Source organism: Shimia sp. MMG029, assembly GCF_027947445.1.
Taxonomy (GTDB): Bacteria; Pseudomonadota; Alphaproteobacteria; order Rhodobacterales; family Rhodobacteraceae; genus Shimia.
In genome coordinates, this window is sequence record NZ_JAQJIM010000006.1 from 16,877 (window position 1) to 32,414 (window position 15,538).

The 15,538-nt window shown below is 59.6% G+C and carries 14 protein-coding genes; 3 read left to right on the forward strand and 11 right to left on the reverse strand.

Features of this window, described 5'->3' with window-relative positions; translation table 11 throughout:
- Nucleotides 1-13 precede the first annotated feature (13 nt).
- The gene (gene lepA, locus PJL69_RS14325; RefSeq protein ID WP_271310265.1) at nt 14-1,816 is read right to left on the reverse strand and encodes a translation elongation factor 4; all 1,803 of its coding nucleotides are present in this window, start codon (nt 1,814-1,816) and stop codon (nt 14-16) included.
- Nucleotides 1,817-1,902: 86 nt separating this feature from the next.
- Here lepA and PJL69_RS14330 point away from each other — a divergent pair, with 86 nt between their 5' ends.
- Nucleotides 1,903-3,318 carry a hypothetical protein gene (locus PJL69_RS14330; protein WP_271310266.1) on the forward strand — a complete coding sequence of 472 codons (1,416 nt, stop codon included), beginning with the start codon at nt 1,903-1,905 and terminating at the stop codon, nt 3,316-3,318.
- Nucleotides 3,319-3,807: 489 nt separating this feature from the next.
- Nucleotides 3,808-5,466 carry an adenylate/guanylate cyclase domain-containing protein gene (locus PJL69_RS14335; protein ID WP_271310267.1) on the forward strand — a complete coding sequence of 553 codons (1,659 nt, stop codon included), beginning with the start codon at nt 3,808-3,810 and terminating at the stop codon, nt 5,464-5,466.
- Here PJL69_RS14335 and arsJ read toward each other — a convergent pair.
- From arsJ to PJL69_RS14360, 5 genes are all read right to left on the reverse strand, one after another.
- Nucleotides 5,463-6,719 carry an organoarsenical effux MFS transporter ArsJ gene (gene arsJ, locus PJL69_RS14340; protein WP_271310268.1) on the reverse strand — a complete coding sequence of 419 codons (1,257 nt, stop codon included), beginning with the start codon at nt 6,717-6,719 and terminating at the stop codon, nt 5,463-5,465. The two genes, PJL69_RS14335 and arsJ, sit on opposite strands and share 4 nt — an antisense overlap.
- Nucleotides 6,720-6,885: 166 nt before the next feature.
- Nucleotides 6,886-7,896 carry an ArsJ-associated glyceraldehyde-3-phosphate dehydrogenase gene (locus PJL69_RS14345; RefSeq protein ID WP_271310269.1) on the reverse strand — a complete coding sequence of 337 codons (1,011 nt, stop codon included), beginning with the start codon at nt 7,894-7,896 and terminating at the stop codon, nt 6,886-6,888.
- Between the two features lie 108 nt (nt 7,897-8,004).
- Nucleotides 8,005-9,063: an ACR3 family arsenite efflux transporter gene (gene arsB, locus PJL69_RS14350; protein WP_271310270.1), complete on the reverse strand. Its 1,059-nt coding sequence runs from the start codon at nt 9,061-9,063 to the stop codon at nt 8,005-8,007.
- 13 nt (nt 9,064-9,076) lie between these two features.
- Nucleotides 9,077-9,409, reverse strand: a complete 333-nt coding sequence (locus PJL69_RS14355; protein ID WP_271310271.1) for an ArsR/SmtB family transcription factor — start codon at nt 9,407-9,409, stop codon at nt 9,077-9,079.
- Nucleotides 9,410-9,496: 87 nt separating this feature from the next.
- The gene (locus PJL69_RS14360; RefSeq protein WP_271310272.1) at nt 9,497-9,973 is read right to left on the reverse strand and encodes an Lrp/AsnC family transcriptional regulator; all 477 of its coding nucleotides are present in this window, start codon (nt 9,971-9,973) and stop codon (nt 9,497-9,499) included.
- Between the two features lie 95 nt (nt 9,974-10,068).
- On the opposite strand from PJL69_RS14360, the gene PJL69_RS14365 reads away from it, so the two are divergent.
- Entirely contained in the window at nt 10,069-11,472 is a 1,404-nt protein-coding gene (locus PJL69_RS14365) for an aminotransferase class V-fold PLP-dependent enzyme (protein WP_271310273.1), read from the forward strand.
- A gap of 8 nt (nt 11,473-11,480) precedes the next feature.
- Here the strand turns inward: PJL69_RS14365 and PJL69_RS14370 are convergent, their stop codons facing one another.
- The 5 genes from PJL69_RS14370 to PJL69_RS14390 all read right to left on the reverse strand — a co-directional run bounded on the left by PJL69_RS14370 (nt 11,481) and on the right by PJL69_RS14390 (nt 15,521).
- Nucleotides 11,481-11,900, reverse strand: coding sequence for a PaaI family thioesterase (locus tag PJL69_RS14370; protein WP_271310274.1), 420 nt, complete (start codon nt 11,898-11,900; stop codon nt 11,481-11,483).
- Between the two features lie 117 nt (nt 11,901-12,017).
- Nucleotides 12,018-12,794 (reverse strand): SDR family NAD(P)-dependent oxidoreductase, encoded by a 777-nt coding sequence (locus PJL69_RS14375; RefSeq protein ID WP_271310275.1) that lies wholly within the window; start codon nt 12,792-12,794, stop codon nt 12,018-12,020.
- 1 nt (nt 12,795) lies between these two features.
- Complete coding sequence (locus PJL69_RS14380; protein ID WP_271310276.1) at nt 12,796-13,821, reverse strand: phosphotransferase; 1,026 nt, start codon at nt 13,819-13,821, stop codon at nt 12,796-12,798.
- 42 nt (nt 13,822-13,863) lie between these two features.
- Nucleotides 13,864-14,526 (reverse strand): histidine phosphatase family protein, encoded by a 663-nt coding sequence (locus PJL69_RS14385; protein ID WP_271310277.1) that lies wholly within the window; start codon nt 14,524-14,526, stop codon nt 13,864-13,866.
- Nucleotides 14,527-14,531: 5 nt separating this feature from the next.
- A complete protein-coding gene (locus tag PJL69_RS14390) occupies nt 14,532-15,521 on the reverse strand; it encodes an NAD(P)H-dependent flavin oxidoreductase (protein ID WP_271310278.1) in 990 nt (329 codons plus the stop codon).
- Between the last annotated feature and the right edge of the window lie 17 nt (nt 15,522-15,538).

Consider the following 15,538-nt stretch of genomic DNA (forward strand, 5'->3'; position numbering starts at 1 on the left):
TCCTAGCTCCGACCTAGTCGTCCATTTTGAGCGCGCTGATAAACGCTTCCTGAGGAATATCCACCTTACCAAACTGGCGCATCTTTTTCTTACCGGCTTTCTGCTTGTCCAGAAGTTTGCGCTTCCGGGTGGCGTCGCCGCCGTAACACTTCGCCGTCACGTCTTTGCGCAGAGCAGACAGTGTCTCACGCGCGATGACTTTGCCGCCGATGGCCGCTTGGATCGGGATCTTGAACATGTGGCGCGGGATCAGGGTTTTGAGTTTTTCACACATCGCCCGCCCGCGCATTTCAGCCCGGTCGCGGTGCACCATCATGGAGAGCGCGTCCACCGGCTCGTCATTGACCAAAACGGACATCTTCACGAGGTTGTCTTCGCGGTAGCCGGTCATCTGATAGTCAAAGGAGGCATAGCCTTTGGTCACCGATTTCAGACGGTCGTAGAAGTCAAACACCACCTCGTTGAGTGGCAGATCATAGACACACATGGCGCGGGAGCCGGCGTAGGTGAGGTCTTCCTGAATGCCGCGGCGGTCCTGACAGAGCTTGAGCACGTCGCCGAGGTATTCATCCGGCACAAGGATGGTCGCCTTGATGCGCGGCTCCTCAAGGTGGTCGACCTTGGACATGTCGGGCATGTCGGCGGGGTTGTGCAGCTCGATCATCTCGCCGTCTTTCATGTAGACGTGATAGATCACGGAAGGCGCGGTGGTGATGAGCTCGATGTTGTACTCACGCTCGATCCGGTCGCGGATCACTTCGAGGTGCAAGAGGCCGAGGAAGCCACAGCGGAAGCCAAAGCCCAGCGCGGCGGAGGTTTCCATTTCAAAGGAGAAAGACGCGTCGTTGAGCGCCAGCTTGTCGATGGCGTCGCGCAGGTCTTCGAACTCCGCGCTATCGACAGGGAAGAGGCCACAGAAGACCACCGGCTGAGCCGGTTTAAAGCCCGGCAGGGCCTGCTCTGTGCCGTGGCGGTCATTGGTGATGGTGTCGCCCACGCGGGTGTCGCGCACCTGTTTGATCGAGGCGGTCAAAAAGCCGATCTCGCCGGGGCCGAGGCTGTCCACCATCTGCATCTCCGGGCGGAAGACGCCGACGCGGTCCACGGAATGCAGGGTGCCGTTTGACATGAATTTGACGCGCTGGCCCTTTTTCAGGGTGCCATCCATGATGCGCACCAGAACGATCACGCCGAGGTAGGCGTCATACCAGCTGTCCACCAGCATGGCCTTGAGTGGCGCATCCAGATTGCCGGTTGGGGCGGGCAGGTCTTTGACGATGGCTTCGAGCGTTTCGTGGATGCCCTGCCCGGTTTTGGCAGAGACCTGAATGGCGCCGGTGGCATCAATGCCGATGACGTCTTCGATCTGTTCCGCCACGCGGTCACAATCAGAGGCCGGCAGGTCGATCTTGTTGAGCACAGGCACCAGCTCGTGATCGGCCTCAATCGCCTGATAGACGTTTGCGAGCGTCTGCGCCTCGACACCTTGGGTGCTGTCCACCACCAGGAGCGAGCCCTCAACCGCTTTCATGGAGCGGGAGACCTCATAGGCGAAGTCGACGTGGCCGGGGGTGTCGATGAGGTTGAGCACATAGGTCTCCCCATCATCGGCCTTGTAGTCGATGCGCACGGTGTTGGCCTTGATGGTGATGCCGCGCTCGCGCTCAATGTCCATGCTGTCGAGCAGTTGCTCTTTCATATCGCGGTCTTCCACCGTGCCCGTCTCCTGAATGAGGCGGTCAGCAAGGGTGGATTTACCGTGGTCGATGTGGGCCACGATGGAGAAATTGCGGATTTTGGACAGATCGGTGCTCATGATGCGGGATATGATAGGGAATCTTGTCTTGGTCAAGCAGCGCTGTAGGGTGCGGGGCGGGATATTTCACGGAAAGGGCTGTTTGAGTGGCAGATGGGGTGAAGATTGAGAGCCTTGATGAGCTAGGGGACTGGCTCAAGACGCAGGATGTGCAGGTGAGCCAAACGATTGCCGCGCGGGCTGCGCTGCGCAGTTTGCCTGCGGCTATGAACTTCGAGGACAGTTCGCCTGAAACAGCTGAACACGAACTCGTTCTATTGGCATGTTTCCGCGCCGCACTTATCGCCGTGATCGCGAGTATATGTTCAGAAAGCACTATTTCTGAAGTCAGGGAGGCTGCGTTTTCAGCAGCAGGCAACTCGATCCGGCGACTTGCAAGCCGATCGGATGCACAGTCTACCTTTAATGCAGCAGATTCAGCTATGTGTACTGCGCCAGGCGCTGCCGCGGCAGCGGCTCTATCTACGTCAAGGTTTTCTGCTGCGGTGCTCCCCTCTTTTAGTGAAGCGGAAATGCTAACCACAATTGAAAGGGAAACAATTCACTCAAGCCCGCTCTGGCGGAATTTTGATGAAGGGGCACGAATGTTGCTAATTTGGGGAAGATACTCCCAAACGCTTGATCCTTTGGGTACATGGCGCTTTTGGCGCAGATGGTATCAAGGCTTTTTGGACGGCAAACCGCTTGATTGGGAGCTTCAACGCAGTGTTGCTCTCATTGATAACGCGATCTGGGAAGCCGGCCCCAAAGCGGTTGCAGCGGAGATTCTGGAGATTGAAGCGGAATGGGTTGCGGAGCAGCTGCCACAAGCTGATCGCATTTTCGTAGACGAAGACACCGGTAAGTTTGATATCTCTCCCTTGGCTCTGTCTCCAGCAGGGATTGTTCAGACCGCCTTGGAACAAGTCGCATTTGCGCGCGGTGTCGCGGAGCGGAGCAACTGTGGCTTCAATACGACGTCGGTTGCGTGGGAGTATATCGAATTCACGCTGAATAGCTGTCGCGAGAATGCCAACGCCATTGAGCAGAATTTTGAGATCGCTCGCGCGGACATTGCCGACGGTTTGAAAAATGGCAGGTACTTTGAAGATCCAAAGTTGGCGGCACTGGAACGGGTGTTGGACACGGCTGTGACGGATTTGCGCGCGCATCACCCTGAGGTCATTGAGGCTTGGGAAAAACGCGTTCAGGTCAAACTACGCATAGCGCAGGACGATCAGAAGCAACTGATCGTGGAAAAAGCGACGGAGTTGATTGCGGCGAGTGCTCCGGCTCTTGGTGAAGAACTGGAACTGGATGCAAAAACCATCGCGAGTTCCGCGGGCGAAGCGCAGAGCGGTGCTATCCGGAGGTTCTTTGGCCGTGTGGCGCAAATGCGTTTGCTTGTGCGCAGTGGAGAAGTTGTAAAGAAGATCGATGCGAGTAGCGGATATAAAGGCACTCGGATTGTGCAAACCTTACAGAGTCTCGTGGATTTAATTGTGGGAATTTGGCCGTTCTGAGCAGCTATTAGCGCCCGACGCAGGACTGCTCTCGGAGGCGACCGCGCCCTTGTACCACTTCTCACCAACAAAGGCCCACTTTAGCTCGGCTGCGCCGAGCAGCGCCCGACCCTCCCCCCAGGAGGGCGCTTTGCACCCACCTAGGGTCGGGCGCTGCTCTCTGTGTTTTAGTCAAATATCGCACCCGGCACCGAGGGCGGTTTTCCGTTTGGCATATCCCTATCTGCACAACCCTGCCATCAGCCGGCGCGATCCGAGTCATGCTGCCCCGGGCGATGGCCTCTGTTCTGAGAAAGACGCTCCGCTCCCCCGATCATGCGTTCGTGAGCAGTGTGACAGGCTCTTGTCAGCGCGAAAGAAAGAAAATAGAACGCGCTGCTCTTGAACCTGCCCTTGGCAGACCCAAGATTCTGGACCAATCATACTTCGAATATTAAGCTACCCAGGGCAGAATGTGCTCAGGCCGCTAACTGTCAGGGAACTTCTTACATGCGCCGTCGTTTGACCACTTTGATGTGTGCAGATCTGGTGGGGTACTCCACCCTCATGGGCGAAGATGAAGCGCTTGCCGTGGCCTCTGTTCAGGAGCTGCGCAATGAGCATCTGGAACCTGTGGCCAAGACCTATGGCGGTGAGGTGCTCAAACGGATGGGGGATGGCTGGATTCTGTCCTTCCCCGGCGTTGAGGCCGCATTAGACTGCGCCGAAGAGGTGCAGAGCAGCCTCGCTGAGCATAAGGTGATCAAACTGCGCATCGGCTGCCATGTGGGCGAGATTGTCGAAGATGAGGCGGATTTCTACGGCAATGGGGTCAACATCACTCAGCGGATTGAGACCGAAGCGCCGCCCGGTGGGGCGATGTTCTCAGAAGATCTGGTCCGCCAGCTGTCTGAAAACCGCCAGCAGGAGCTGAGCGATGTGGGGGTGTTCAACCTCAAAAACATCGCGACTCCGATGCGGCTTTATCAGTGGCGGCCTGCCAATCTGACCACCGCGCCCAACAAAGGGTCCCTGCCCTCCATCGGATTTGAGGATTTTGTTGCGGCGCCCGCCACCCCCGAGAGCAGCGCCCTGGCCCAAGATCTGCACGACGGCATGGTGCAGATGTCGATGAAGCGCACGGGCATCACCACGGTGGATGCCGCCAGTGTCGAAGGCACGCCCACGCTGTTTCTGACCCACGGGCGCCTGCGGGTGTCTGGCACGCGGGCGCGTTTCACCGTCTCGCTGATCCTGCGCCGCGATATGACCACGCTGTGGACGCAAAGCTATGATGGCGATGTGAGTGATCCTTTTGCCTTTGTGGATGAGATCCTGCCTGTGGTGAGCTCTGATCTGCGGCTGCAGACCATCCAATATGATGGCAACCGCTTGGCGCATCTGAAGAATTCACAGCTCAGCGTGTCTGAGCTGCGGGCGCGCGCGGCAGGGCTGTTTTTCAAACAGACTGTCCAGTCCTGGGAAGAAGGCTATGCCGCCTTGGACCGCGCGGTGCAGCTGAGCCCGACCGACGGTATGTCGCTCGCCATGCGGGCGCAAAGCCGCCTGAACCTGAGCAACATCAAATATGAACCGCTGAGCGCAGCGGCGCTTGCCCAGATTGGGCGTGATCTCGACCTCGCGGTGGCGGAATCGCCCAACAGCGATTTTGTGTTCTGGGCGCGGGGGGCCTACCGGCTGCGCGCCTTGCAGGATTTTCAGGGCGCAGCGGCAGATATTGAACATTCCCGCCAGATCAACCCAACCTTCCTCGGCTTTGTCGATCTGATCACCCAGCTGGCCCTGTTGCAGGGGCAGCCGCAAAAAGCAATTGAGGCCCTGTCCACCTATTCGCAAATGACCAGCAATGATCCATTCCGCGTGACGCGCCTGTCGTTTACCGCGCGGGTGTATCTGGCCGCAGGAGACTATGCGATGGCGCGGATGACCGCGCGGGAAGCGGCTGATCTGCGCCCGATGGACCGCGGATTACAGCTGCTCAAAGCGTTGACCAGCGAAAAGGCCGGCGACCAACAGGGGCTGCAGGAGGCCCGCGCGGCGGCGGCAGCGCTGCCAAAGGAGCCCTCCATCGCGATCAACCAGCTGACGCTGCCTCAGGACATGGGCTGGATCAACGACGCGCTGCATCCGCAGGCAGATCCGGTTTAGGCGCGCCGCAGTCGCCGGGCCGCCCACCAGCTAAGCGCAGACATCAGCGCGGCGGTGAACAGGCAGAGCCACAACCCGCCAATCTGGTAACTGAGACCTGAGAGCAAGGTGCCGAGCAGCCGTCCGGCGGCGTTGGACATATAGTAGAACCCAACATCCATAGTGACCCGTTCGTCTGACGTGAAGGCGAGGATCAGGTAGCTGTGGACCGCGGAGTTCACCGCAAAGACAAAGCCAAACACCAGAAGCCCTGCGATCAGGATCACCGTGAGGGCGGTTGAGGCCTCAAGCAGCAGCACGGCGGCGATGAGCGCCAGCGGGATCAGGGTGAGGTAGCCCACCCAGCTGATGGCTTTGCCGACCACCTCATCGGTGCTGGCATTGGCGGCTTTCAGGATGCGCGGGGCGTTGCCCTGCACCGCGCCGTAAAGGATGATCCAGACCGCCATGAAGATGCCAATGATGAAGAAGGCTTCGCGGCGGCCCTCGGCGGTGCCATCGGAGAGCACCGCGTTGAAATAGACCGGGATGCCGACCACAAACCACACGTCGCGCGCCCCAAAGAGGAACATGCGGGCAAGTGACAGGCGGTTTACATTTGGGTCTTTGGAGAAGACCTGCGAAAACTTGGCTTTTTTGGAGCCCTGCGGCAGGCCGGAGGGCATGAAGGTCACCACCCCTGCGAGGATCACCGCGAGGATGATGGCCATGCCCCAGACCGAGGCCTGAAAGCCCCAGAGCGCCAGCAAGGCGGCCCCAAGGAAGAAGCCGCAGCCTTTGACCGCGTTTTTGGAGCCGGTGAGCAGCGCGACCCAGCGGAAAAGCCCGCCGCCCTCTTTGGGGGCGAGCAGCTTGACCGCTGATTTGGAAGACATCTTGGAGAGGTCTTTGGCCACGCCGGACGCGCCCTGCACGCACATCACAAAGATCACGGAGGCGGTGACACCCCAGGCCGGGTCAAGCTGTGCCAATGCGATCAGGGCGGCGATCTGGATGGTGAGCCCCGCATAAAGCGTGGAGGTCAGACCAAAACGCGCGGCGATCCAGCCGGCGGAGAGGTTGGTGACAATGCCCATGACCTCATAGAGCAGGAAGAGATAGGCCAGCTGGATCGGGGAGAAGCCCAGCCCGTTGAAATGCAAAAGCACCAGCATCCGCAGCGCGCCGTCGGTGAGCATAAAGGCCCAATAGGCGGCGGTGACGGTGATGTAGGCGGCGAGGCCGTCTGGTTTTGAACTTGAGGCGGCGGTCATATCCATCTCCTGAGGACCGCGCCCGACCCTGGGTGGGCGCTTGTACAACGGTTTGGTGTGGCACTATGCGCGCCACAGTCCCCACATCGCGTTTGGTGATATGTTGCTATGCGCCCTCCCGTGGGGAGGGTCGGGCGCGGTCCGGCGATGCCGGACCATTAAGCCGTTAGAGGCTGGCCAAAACCATGCGGGTCACATCGGCCAGACGGAAGGCATAGCCCCACTCGTTGTCATACCACGCATAGACTTTCACATGGCGGTTGTTGACCACACGGGTGGAAAGCGCATCGACAATGGTGGAGCGGTCATCATTGGTAAAATCACAGCTCACCAGCGGGCGGGTTTCATAGCCCAGAATGCCGTCCAGTTCCCCTGCGGCGGCCTCGGCGAAGAAAGCGTTGACCTCTTCCGCTGTGGTGTCGCGGCTCACGTCAAAGACGATGTCGGTGAGCGAGGCATTCAAGAGCGGCACGCGCACGGCGTGTCCGTCGATCTTGCCCTCCATGTCGGGGAAGATCTGGATGATCGCCTTGGCGGATCCGGTGGTGGTTGGGATCAGGGAATTGAGGGCAGAGCGGGCGCGGCGAGGGTCTTTGTGAGCGCGGTCCACGATGGTCTGCGTGTTGGTCACGTCGTGGATGGTGGTGAAGCTGGCCTGCTCGATGCCCAGCTTCTCACGGATCACCTTCACAATCGGCGCGATGCAATTGGTGGTGCAAGAGGCGGCGGTGATCACCTTGTGGGCCGTCGCATCATAAGTGGCGTCGTTCACGCCGTAAACGATATTGGCCACATCGTCTTCTTTCACAGGGGCGGAGACCACGACCTTTTTCACGCCCGCATCAAAATAAGGCTGAAGCTTGGCGTTGGTTTTGAAAACCCCTGTGCAATCCACCACCAGATCGACGCCCAGCTCTTTGAGTGGGAGCTCTTCGATCGACCAGGCTTCGGTCTTGCGCATCTGATGACCGTCGATGGTGATGCTGTCTGCGTCATGCGCGAAGTCGGCACGCCAGCGGCCGTGCACGGTGTCAAACTCCAAAAGATGCGCGTGCAGCTCTGCGTCGCCGGAGGGGTCGTTGAGCAAGACGATTTCGGCATCAAGACCGAGATCAAAGAAGCTGCGGATCACCAGCTTGCCCATGCGGCCAAGGCCATTGATTGCGATTTTGGTCATTCGGATTATTCCTTTAACAGAGGAGCGCGCCAGACCCTGGGTGGGTGCCAAAGGCGCCCTCCCGTGGGGAGGGTCGGGCGCGGTCCGGGCTTGCAGCCCGAACCAAGGTTACGGTGAAGTTGGAAACCAGCCGCGGGTGCGGTTGGCGAAAGCGACAAGGCTGAGCATCACGGGCACCTCCACAAGCACACCGACAACGGTCGCGAGCGCGGCACCCGAGCCAAGGCCGAAGAGCGAAATGGCCACGGCCACCGCCAGCTCAAAGAAATTGGACGTGCCGATCAGCGCGCAGGGTGCGGCGACCTCAAAGGGCACTTTCCAGAGCCGGGCCGTGCCATAGGCGATGAAGAAGATGCCGTAGGTCTGGATCAGCAGCGGGATGGCGATCAGCAGAATGTTGAAAGGCTGGCTCAGAATGGTCTGCGCCTGAAAGCCAAAGAGCAACACAACAGTCAGCAGCAGACCGCCCACGGAGGTGGGGCGCAGGCGGTTGCGGTAGGCCTCCACCGCAGCCTCACCGCCCTGCCCGATCAGGCGCTTGCGGGTGACGTAGCCCGCCACCAGCGGCAGCAGGATGTAGAGCACGGCAGACAGGATCAAGGTCTCCCATGGCACGGTGATATTGGTCACCCCAAGCAGGAAGGCCACGATGGGGGCGAAGGCAAAGACCATGATCACATCGTTCACGCTGACCTGCACCAGCGTGTAATTGGCGTCGCCGCGCACCAAATTGGACCAGACAAAGACCATCGCCGTGCAGGGTGCCGCCCCCAGAAGGATCACGCCTGCGATGTATTCGCTGGCCGTGTCCGGGTCGATCCAAGCGGCAAAGACATGTTCAAAGAACAACACGCCCAATGCGGCCATGGTGAAGGGTTTGATCAGCCAGTTGACAACAATAGTGATCACCAGCCCTTTGGGTTTGCGCCCCACATCAGCGAGCGCGCCAAAATCAATGCCGACCATCATCGGGTAGACCATGGCCCAGATCAACACGGCCACAGGCAGGTTGACGGAGGCCACTTCCAGACCCGCCAGAGCCCCAAAGACACCGGGCATAAAGCTGCCCAGCGCCAGGCCCGCTACAATGGCCAGAGCCACCCAGAGCGACAGCAGGCGCTCAAAAGTACCGAGCCCTGCATCCAGTTGCGCGCTGTGATCTGTCATAGCTTTGTGTCCCTTAACATCCGCAAGTGAGATCTTCGATCAGCGGCTGGCACAATTCGGGTCGCCCGCCGCAGCAGTCTTCAAGCAAAAAGCCCAACAGTCCGCGCACGCCATCGGTGTTGGCGAAATAACGAATGCTGCGGCCTTCGCGCTGATTGCGCAACAGGTCGGCCTGCAGCAGAACCGCGAGATTGGCAGACAGCGTGTTTTGCCGCACATCCAGCGCCTCTGCGATTTCCCCTGCGCTCAGGCCAGCCTCTCCGGCCTGAATGAGCAGGCGAAAAGCCTCCAGACGCGTGGACTGTGACAGGGCGGCAAAGGCTGAAAGGGCTGATATCTTATCCATAGTTCATGAATTATGGATATATTGAAAAGAACGCAAGTGAGTCTTTGCCTGCGCCCTATGAAACTTTGATGACAGATGGGCGCCGGATCAGCTTCGGACGTCCAGCGGGCGATCTTCAAGCATGGTTTCCATCGAGAAATAGCCGGTGACCGTATCCAGCTCAAACCCCGTAGTGAGGCGGCGATAGACTTGGTCATAGCCCCCCATGCCAGACGTGACGATCTTGAGCATATAGTCCCAATCCCCACCGATGCGGTGCATCTCCAGCACCTGTGGGATGAGCGAGACATGGCGCTTGAAGCTTTCCGCCCACTCCACCGAGTGGTTGCGGGTGCGCACCATGACAAAGACGGTCAGATCCAGCCCGAGCGATGCCGGATCAATCCGCATGCGCGCGCCCTGCAAAACGCCATCCTCTTCCAATCGCTTGAGCCGCCGCCACAGCGCGTTTTGGGACAAACCAACACGTTCCGCCACTTCTCGCTGAGAGAGTGAGGCGTCGCGTTGCAATACGTCCAGAATATTTCGATCAATTACGTCCATTTGAGGGCAATTATAGATCATCTGACAACGCAGATCCACAAATCAGGCAAAGAAAGGAGCAATTTATCCGCTCTAACCGGGGCATAACCTCTGAAACACCAAAAAAGAGGCTTCATATGTCCACGCTCACCGCGCCCTTCGATCAATTCGCCGCACAACTCAACGCGGTGCAAAACCCTATGGACGCTTTACAGGCGGGGTTGATTGGTGGGGACATGATGATCGACACACCCTATGGACCGCGCAAACTGGTGTATGCGGATTATGTGGCCTCAGGGCGCGCCCTGCGTCAGGTCGAGAGCTTTGTGCTGGAAAATGTGCTGCCTTACTATGCCAACACCCACACCGATGCGTCTTTCTGTGGGGCGCGGATGGGGCAGCTGCGCGAAGGGGCGCGGGCTGTGGTGGCGCGGCATTGCGGCGCGCGCGATGGCGAACATGCGGTGATCTTTGCCGGCTCAGGGGCCACAACGGGCCTCAACCAGCTGGTGCATATGATGCAGGTGGGCGCGGGCGACACCGTGCTGGTGGGGCCTTATGAGCATCACTCCAACCTGCTGCCTTGGCGCGAAAGCGGCGCGAAGGTCCTAGAAATCCCCGAAGGCGCCCTGCCCGGCCCGGATCGTGCAACGCTGACAAAGGCGCTGGCGGAACACAGCCTGAACGGGCGTGTCATCGTGGCGATGAGCGCCGCAGCCAATGTGACCGGCGTGTGCACGGATGTGGCGGCCGTGACGCGGCTGGTGAAAACCTATGGCGGCGTGATGATCTGGGACTATGCGGGCGGCGGGCCATATCTGCCGATGCAGATGACCCCGGCAGAGGGCGCAGAGATTGATGCGCTGGTGTTTTCTGCACACAAGTGCATTGGCGGCCCGGGCGCAAGCGGTGTGCTGGTGGTGCGCGAAGACGTGGTGCGCGCAGTTGTCCCATATCGGCCCGGCGGCGGCACGGTGGCTTTTGTGAACGCCCATCAGCATGACTATGTGGCCCCGCTGGCCCAGCGCGAGGAAGGCGGCACCCCCAATGTTGTGGGTGACATCCGCGTGGCGCTGGCGCTGGTTGTGAAAGAGGTGATTGGCGCAGAGATGCAGAGCCGCAATGCGGCGCTGACCGCGCGGGCGTTTGACGTTTGGAGTTCAGATGCAAATCTGCATGTGCTGGCACCGGAACGCACCGAGCGGTTGCCGATCCTGTCCTTTGTGCCGCTCGACAGCACAGGCGCGCGGATTGATCACAACGCCTTCACCCGCGCGCTGTCAGAACGCTACGGCATTCAGGCGCGCGGTGGGTGTTCTTGTGCGGGGCCTTACGTCCACCACCTGCTGCAGATTGATGATGCGAATTCTGCGCATATCCGCGACGACATCCTGCAAGGTCCAGGGGCAAGCAAACCGGGTTTTGTGCGCCTAAACCTGAGTGTGCTTATGAGCGATGAGACCGTGGAGTTCATCCTTCAGTCAGTCGCGGAGCTGGCGCAGGGTTGGGGCGCGGAAACTCCGCAGGCTCTGGCAGGCTAACCCTCCGATCACAGCGTGGTGGCACGGTATTTGAAGGCGCCTGAGCCGCGCGCGATGATCTCGCCGGTTTCATCGGAAATCGTGCTTTCGGCGAAGAAGGTTTTGGCGCCACCGCCGGTGCGCCAGCCTTCGGCAATGAGCCACTGCCCTTTAGGTCGACTGAGAAAATTCGTTGTCATCGAAAGGGTTAGAGCCAAACGTTTATGTGAGGGATCACCGGTGTAGCAGCCCGCAAAACCCATCACCGTGTCCAGAAGCGTGGCGTAGATGCCGCCATGCGGAATGCCCGCGCGGTTCATCAGATGCGGCGCAATCGGCAGCTCCAGACGGGCGTAATCCACATCCCAATGGGTGATGCGAAACCCGAGATGCTTTTGCAGCTCGTAAGGGGTTTCTTCGAGAGCGGGATCGAGAGGCTTGTGGGTCATTTGGCATTACTTTCGCAAGGTTGGTTTTGCCCGGCACCGCCGGGCTGCGCCTGCCTACCCCTCGGCAGGCGCATTTGCGCCAGCCCAGGTAGGCTTCGCCCTATGTTGTTGCACGTGTCAAACCGCTGTCAGACCACCGTCAATGGCGATCGCCTGTCCGGTCATGAAGCTGTTTTCAGGCGCATTGATCCAGAGCATGGCCTGCACCACCTCTTCGGGCTGTGACACCCGCCCCATGGGCACACGGCTGGAGATATGGGTCATCGCGTCCTCACGTGACAGCCCCGCGCGCTCCCCCACGGTCTCGGCCATTTCATCCACCATCGGCGTGGCTGAAAACGACGGGCAAAGCGCATTCACGCGGATGCCGCGGGTGGCGTTTTCATCGGCGGCGGCTTTGGTCATGCCAACCACCGCATGTTTGGCAGCCGCGTAAAGGGACAGCTGGCCCGCACCCACAAGCCCCGCCGCAGAGGCCACATTGAGGATGGCCCCCGCGCCCGCCTGCTGCATCAATGGGATCTGATATTTCATGCAGAGAAACACACCTTTGGCGTTCACATTCATCATCAGGTCAAAATCATCGACCGAAAGAAACTGCAACGGGCGCACATCATGACCAATGCCTGCGTTGTTGATGCCCACATCCAGCGCGCGGAAGGTTTGCGCAATGCGTGCCACATGGGCGGCGACTTGCGCCTCTTCTGCCACATCCACAACATCAGACACCACCTCGACACCCTGCGATTGCAGGCTTTCCACAACCTCAGCCAGTTGATCGCCATGGATGTCAGACAGGCCCAGCTTGGCGCCTTGGGCGGCAAAACGCTGCGCCGCCATCGCGCCAAAGCCGCTGGCCGCACCGGTGATCATCACCACTTTGTCTTGAAACATTTTACCCACGTTTTGCCGCCTCCAGTCCGGCTTGCGCAAACATCGGCACAAAGCTGCCCAGTTTGGCGGCGCGCTCGGGATCTGAGGCGTTGCCATCGAGCGCGCGTTTCTTCACCCCTTGAATGATCGCCGCCATACGGAAGAAGCAAAACGCGAGATAGAAACCGAACTTTTTGATCCCCGGCAGCCCCACGCGCTGGCAATAAGCCGCGATGAACGCCTCATCAGACGGCAGGCCCAGCGCGGCGCGATCGACACCGGCAAGGCCGCGCCCCTCATGGCCCGGCGGCATCTGCCACTGCATGATCACCGCGGCCAGATCGGCGTAAGGATGGCCAATGGTGGAAAGCTCCCAATCAAGCACCGCAACCACTTCGGGACGGTCTTTGGCAAAGAGCATATTGTCGATGCGGTAGTCGCCATGCACCAATGTGCGTTTGCCGTCATCGGCGGGCAGATGGGTGGTGAGCCAGTCAATCAATTCATCCATCTGCGGTAGGGTTTCTGTTTCAGAGGCGCGGTATTGCTTGGTCCAGCGGCCCAGCTGGCGCTCAAAATAATTGCCTTCGGGGCCATAGTCCGAGAGCCCGACGGCATCAATGTCAACCGAATGAATAGCCGCCAGAACGCGGCCCATTTCATTGATCACCGCAGCTCGATCAGACTCAGACAGCCCCGGCAGGCGTGGGTCATCAAAACTGCGCCCTTCGACAAAATCCATCACGTAGAAGGATGAGCCGATCACAGCGTCATCTTCACAAAGCAGATGCATTTTGGCGACAGGCACATCGGTGTCTGCCAGCGCCTTTTGCACGCGGAACTCTCGATCCACCGCATGGGCAGATTTCAGTAGCACCCCCGGCGGTTTGCGGCGCAGCACATAAGCCCCTGCGGGGGTGTCGAGTTTGAACGTGGGGTTGGACTGACCAATATCAAACTTGGTGGCCGTGATGGGGCCGGAAAAGCCATCCAGATTGTCAGACAGCCATCGCGCCACGGCAGCGGTGTCCAGTTGGGTTGCGTCCATTGTTTCCTCCCTCAGAGCCGCTTGCGCTATGCCCTGCCCTCTCTAGCTATAGGTCAGCATCTCGCCTTCATTGTGCCCGTCAATGTGCGGGGTCTCGTTAAACCCATTGAGCCACTCCTGCCCTTTGGCCATCACGATGCGCGCCACGGCGCAGTTTTTCACCTGCAATTGCAACAGGATCATTTGTTCTGCCGGCGCATCCAGCACATCTGCGACCGTGCGCCCGATGGCCCCGCCGGAGCTGACCGCAATCGGGGTCTTGGCCCCGGAGGCCGCGACAATGGCACGGGCCTGTCGCACGCGGTTGGTGAAGGCCGCAAAGCTTTCTGGCGGATTTGCGATCTCGTCGCGCTGCCATTCCAGCACCGTGTCTCGTAAGATCCGAAAATGGGTTTTGCGGTCGGTGTGCAGATCAGCGGGTTTGTCGGCGCGCCCAGCAAAGCGCGCCTCCAGCAGACCAGCAAAGTCAAATTCGTTCCACCCCGGCACCACAGTGGGGGTGAGCCCCGTACCCAGTGCACGCTCAATACCCTCCCAGGTCTGGCGATGACGTTTCTGCCCGCCAATGAAGACCTGATCAGGCTCTACGCCCTGACGTTTGAGGGCCGCGCCCAGCGCCTCGGACTGGCGATGCCCGAGCGCTGACAGGTTGTCATAGTCGGCAGCCCCGAAACTCGCCTGCGCGTGGCGGATGAGGTGGAACATCTGGCTCACTTCATGCGGTCCTGCAGTCGCTCCCAAGCCGCGATGTACTCACGCTCCAGACGGTCCACGAGATTTGACACGGGGCCAACTTCTTTGACCGCGCCGATGCCCTGACCGGAGCCCCAAATGGTTTTCCATGCCTTTGGTTTTTCACGATCCCCGCCAAAATCCATATCTTTGGCGCTGCCCAATGGCAGATTGTCCGGATCCATGCCTGCGTTTTTGACGGATCCCTTCAGATAGTTACCCCAGACACCGGTGAAGAGCGAAGAATAAACAATGTCATCCGCGCCGCTGTCGACAATCATGTCCTTGTAGCCCTGCACCGCGTTGGCCTCTTCCGTCGCAATGAAAGGCGATCCGATGTAGGCGAGATCTGCGCCCATGGCCTGTGCGGCCAAGATGGAGGAACCTGTGCTGATGGAGCCAGACAGCAGCAAGGGACCATCAAACCATTCGCGGATCTCGCTGATCAGCGCGAGCGGAGACTGCGGGCCTGCGTGCCCACCAGCGCCAGCGGCCACCGCGATCAGGCCATCCGCACCCTTCTCAATCGCTTTTTTGGCGAAGGTGTTGTTGATGATGTCATGCAACGCAATGCCGCCGCAGTCATGGGCCGCGTCATTGACCTCTTTGCGGGCGCCAAGCGAGGTGATCCAGACCGGCACTTGGTGCTTGTGACACAGCTCGATGTCGCGCTCGAGCCGCGTGTTTGAGCGGTGTACGATCTGGTTGACCGCAAACGGGGCCGCGGGGCGATCCGGGTTTTCCTGATTGTGGCGGTCCAGCTCTTCGCGGATCTGCGTGAGCCAAGTGTCCAGAAGTGGGTGGTCGCCCTCGCCTTCACGTGCGTTGAGTGCGGGGAAACTGCCAATGATGCCTGCCTTACACTGGGCAATGACCAGTGCGGGTACGGAAATGATGAAAAGCGGAGAGGCCACTGCGGGAATGCGCAGGCCCTGAAGCGCTTTGGGAAGGTGGCTGTCACCAGACATGAAAAACTCCTGTGTTT

What these genes read in the sequence shown, in the direction of transcription:
- lepA (WP_271310265.1), bottom strand. Translation starts at nt 1,816, where the DNA reads ATGAGCACCGATCTGTCCAAAATCCGCAATTTCTCCATCGTGGCCCAC.
- PJL69_RS14335 (WP_271310267.1), top strand. Translation starts at nt 3,808, where the DNA reads ATGCGCCGTCGTTTGACCACTTTGATGTGTGCAGATCTGGTGGGGTAC.
- arsJ (WP_271310268.1), bottom strand. Translation starts at nt 6,719, where the DNA reads ATGACCGCCGCCTCAAGTTCAAAACCAGACGGCCTCGCCGCCTACATC.
- PJL69_RS14345 (WP_271310269.1), bottom strand. Translation starts at nt 7,896, where the DNA reads ATGACCAAAATCGCAATCAATGGCCTTGGCCGCATGGGCAAGCTGGTG.
- arsB (WP_271310270.1), bottom strand. Translation starts at nt 9,063, where the DNA reads ATGACAGATCACAGCGCGCAACTGGATGCAGGGCTCGGTACTTTTGAG.
- PJL69_RS14355 (WP_271310271.1), bottom strand. Translation starts at nt 9,409, where the DNA reads ATGGATAAGATATCAGCCCTTTCAGCCTTTGCCGCCCTGTCACAGTCC.
- PJL69_RS14360 (WP_271310272.1), bottom strand. Translation starts at nt 9,973, where the DNA reads ATGATCTATAATTGCCCTCAAATGGACGTAATTGATCGAAATATTCTG.
- PJL69_RS14365 (WP_271310273.1), top strand. Translation starts at nt 10,069, where the DNA reads ATGTCCACGCTCACCGCGCCCTTCGATCAATTCGCCGCACAACTCAAC.
- PJL69_RS14370 (WP_271310274.1), bottom strand. Translation starts at nt 11,900, where the DNA reads ATGACCCACAAGCCTCTCGATCCCGCTCTCGAAGAAACCCCTTACGAG.
- PJL69_RS14375 (WP_271310275.1), bottom strand. Translation starts at nt 12,794, where the DNA reads ATGTTTCAAGACAAAGTGGTGATGATCACCGGTGCGGCCAGCGGCTTT.
- PJL69_RS14380 (WP_271310276.1), bottom strand. Translation starts at nt 13,821, where the DNA reads ATGGACGCAACCCAACTGGACACCGCTGCCGTGGCGCGATGGCTGTCT.
- PJL69_RS14385 (WP_271310277.1), bottom strand. Translation starts at nt 14,526, where the DNA reads ATGTTCCACCTCATCCGCCACGCGCAGGCGAGTTTCGGGGCTGCCGAC.
- PJL69_RS14390 (WP_271310278.1), bottom strand. Translation starts at nt 15,521, where the DNA reads ATGTCTGGTGACAGCCACCTTCCCAAAGCGCTTCAGGGCCTGCGCATT.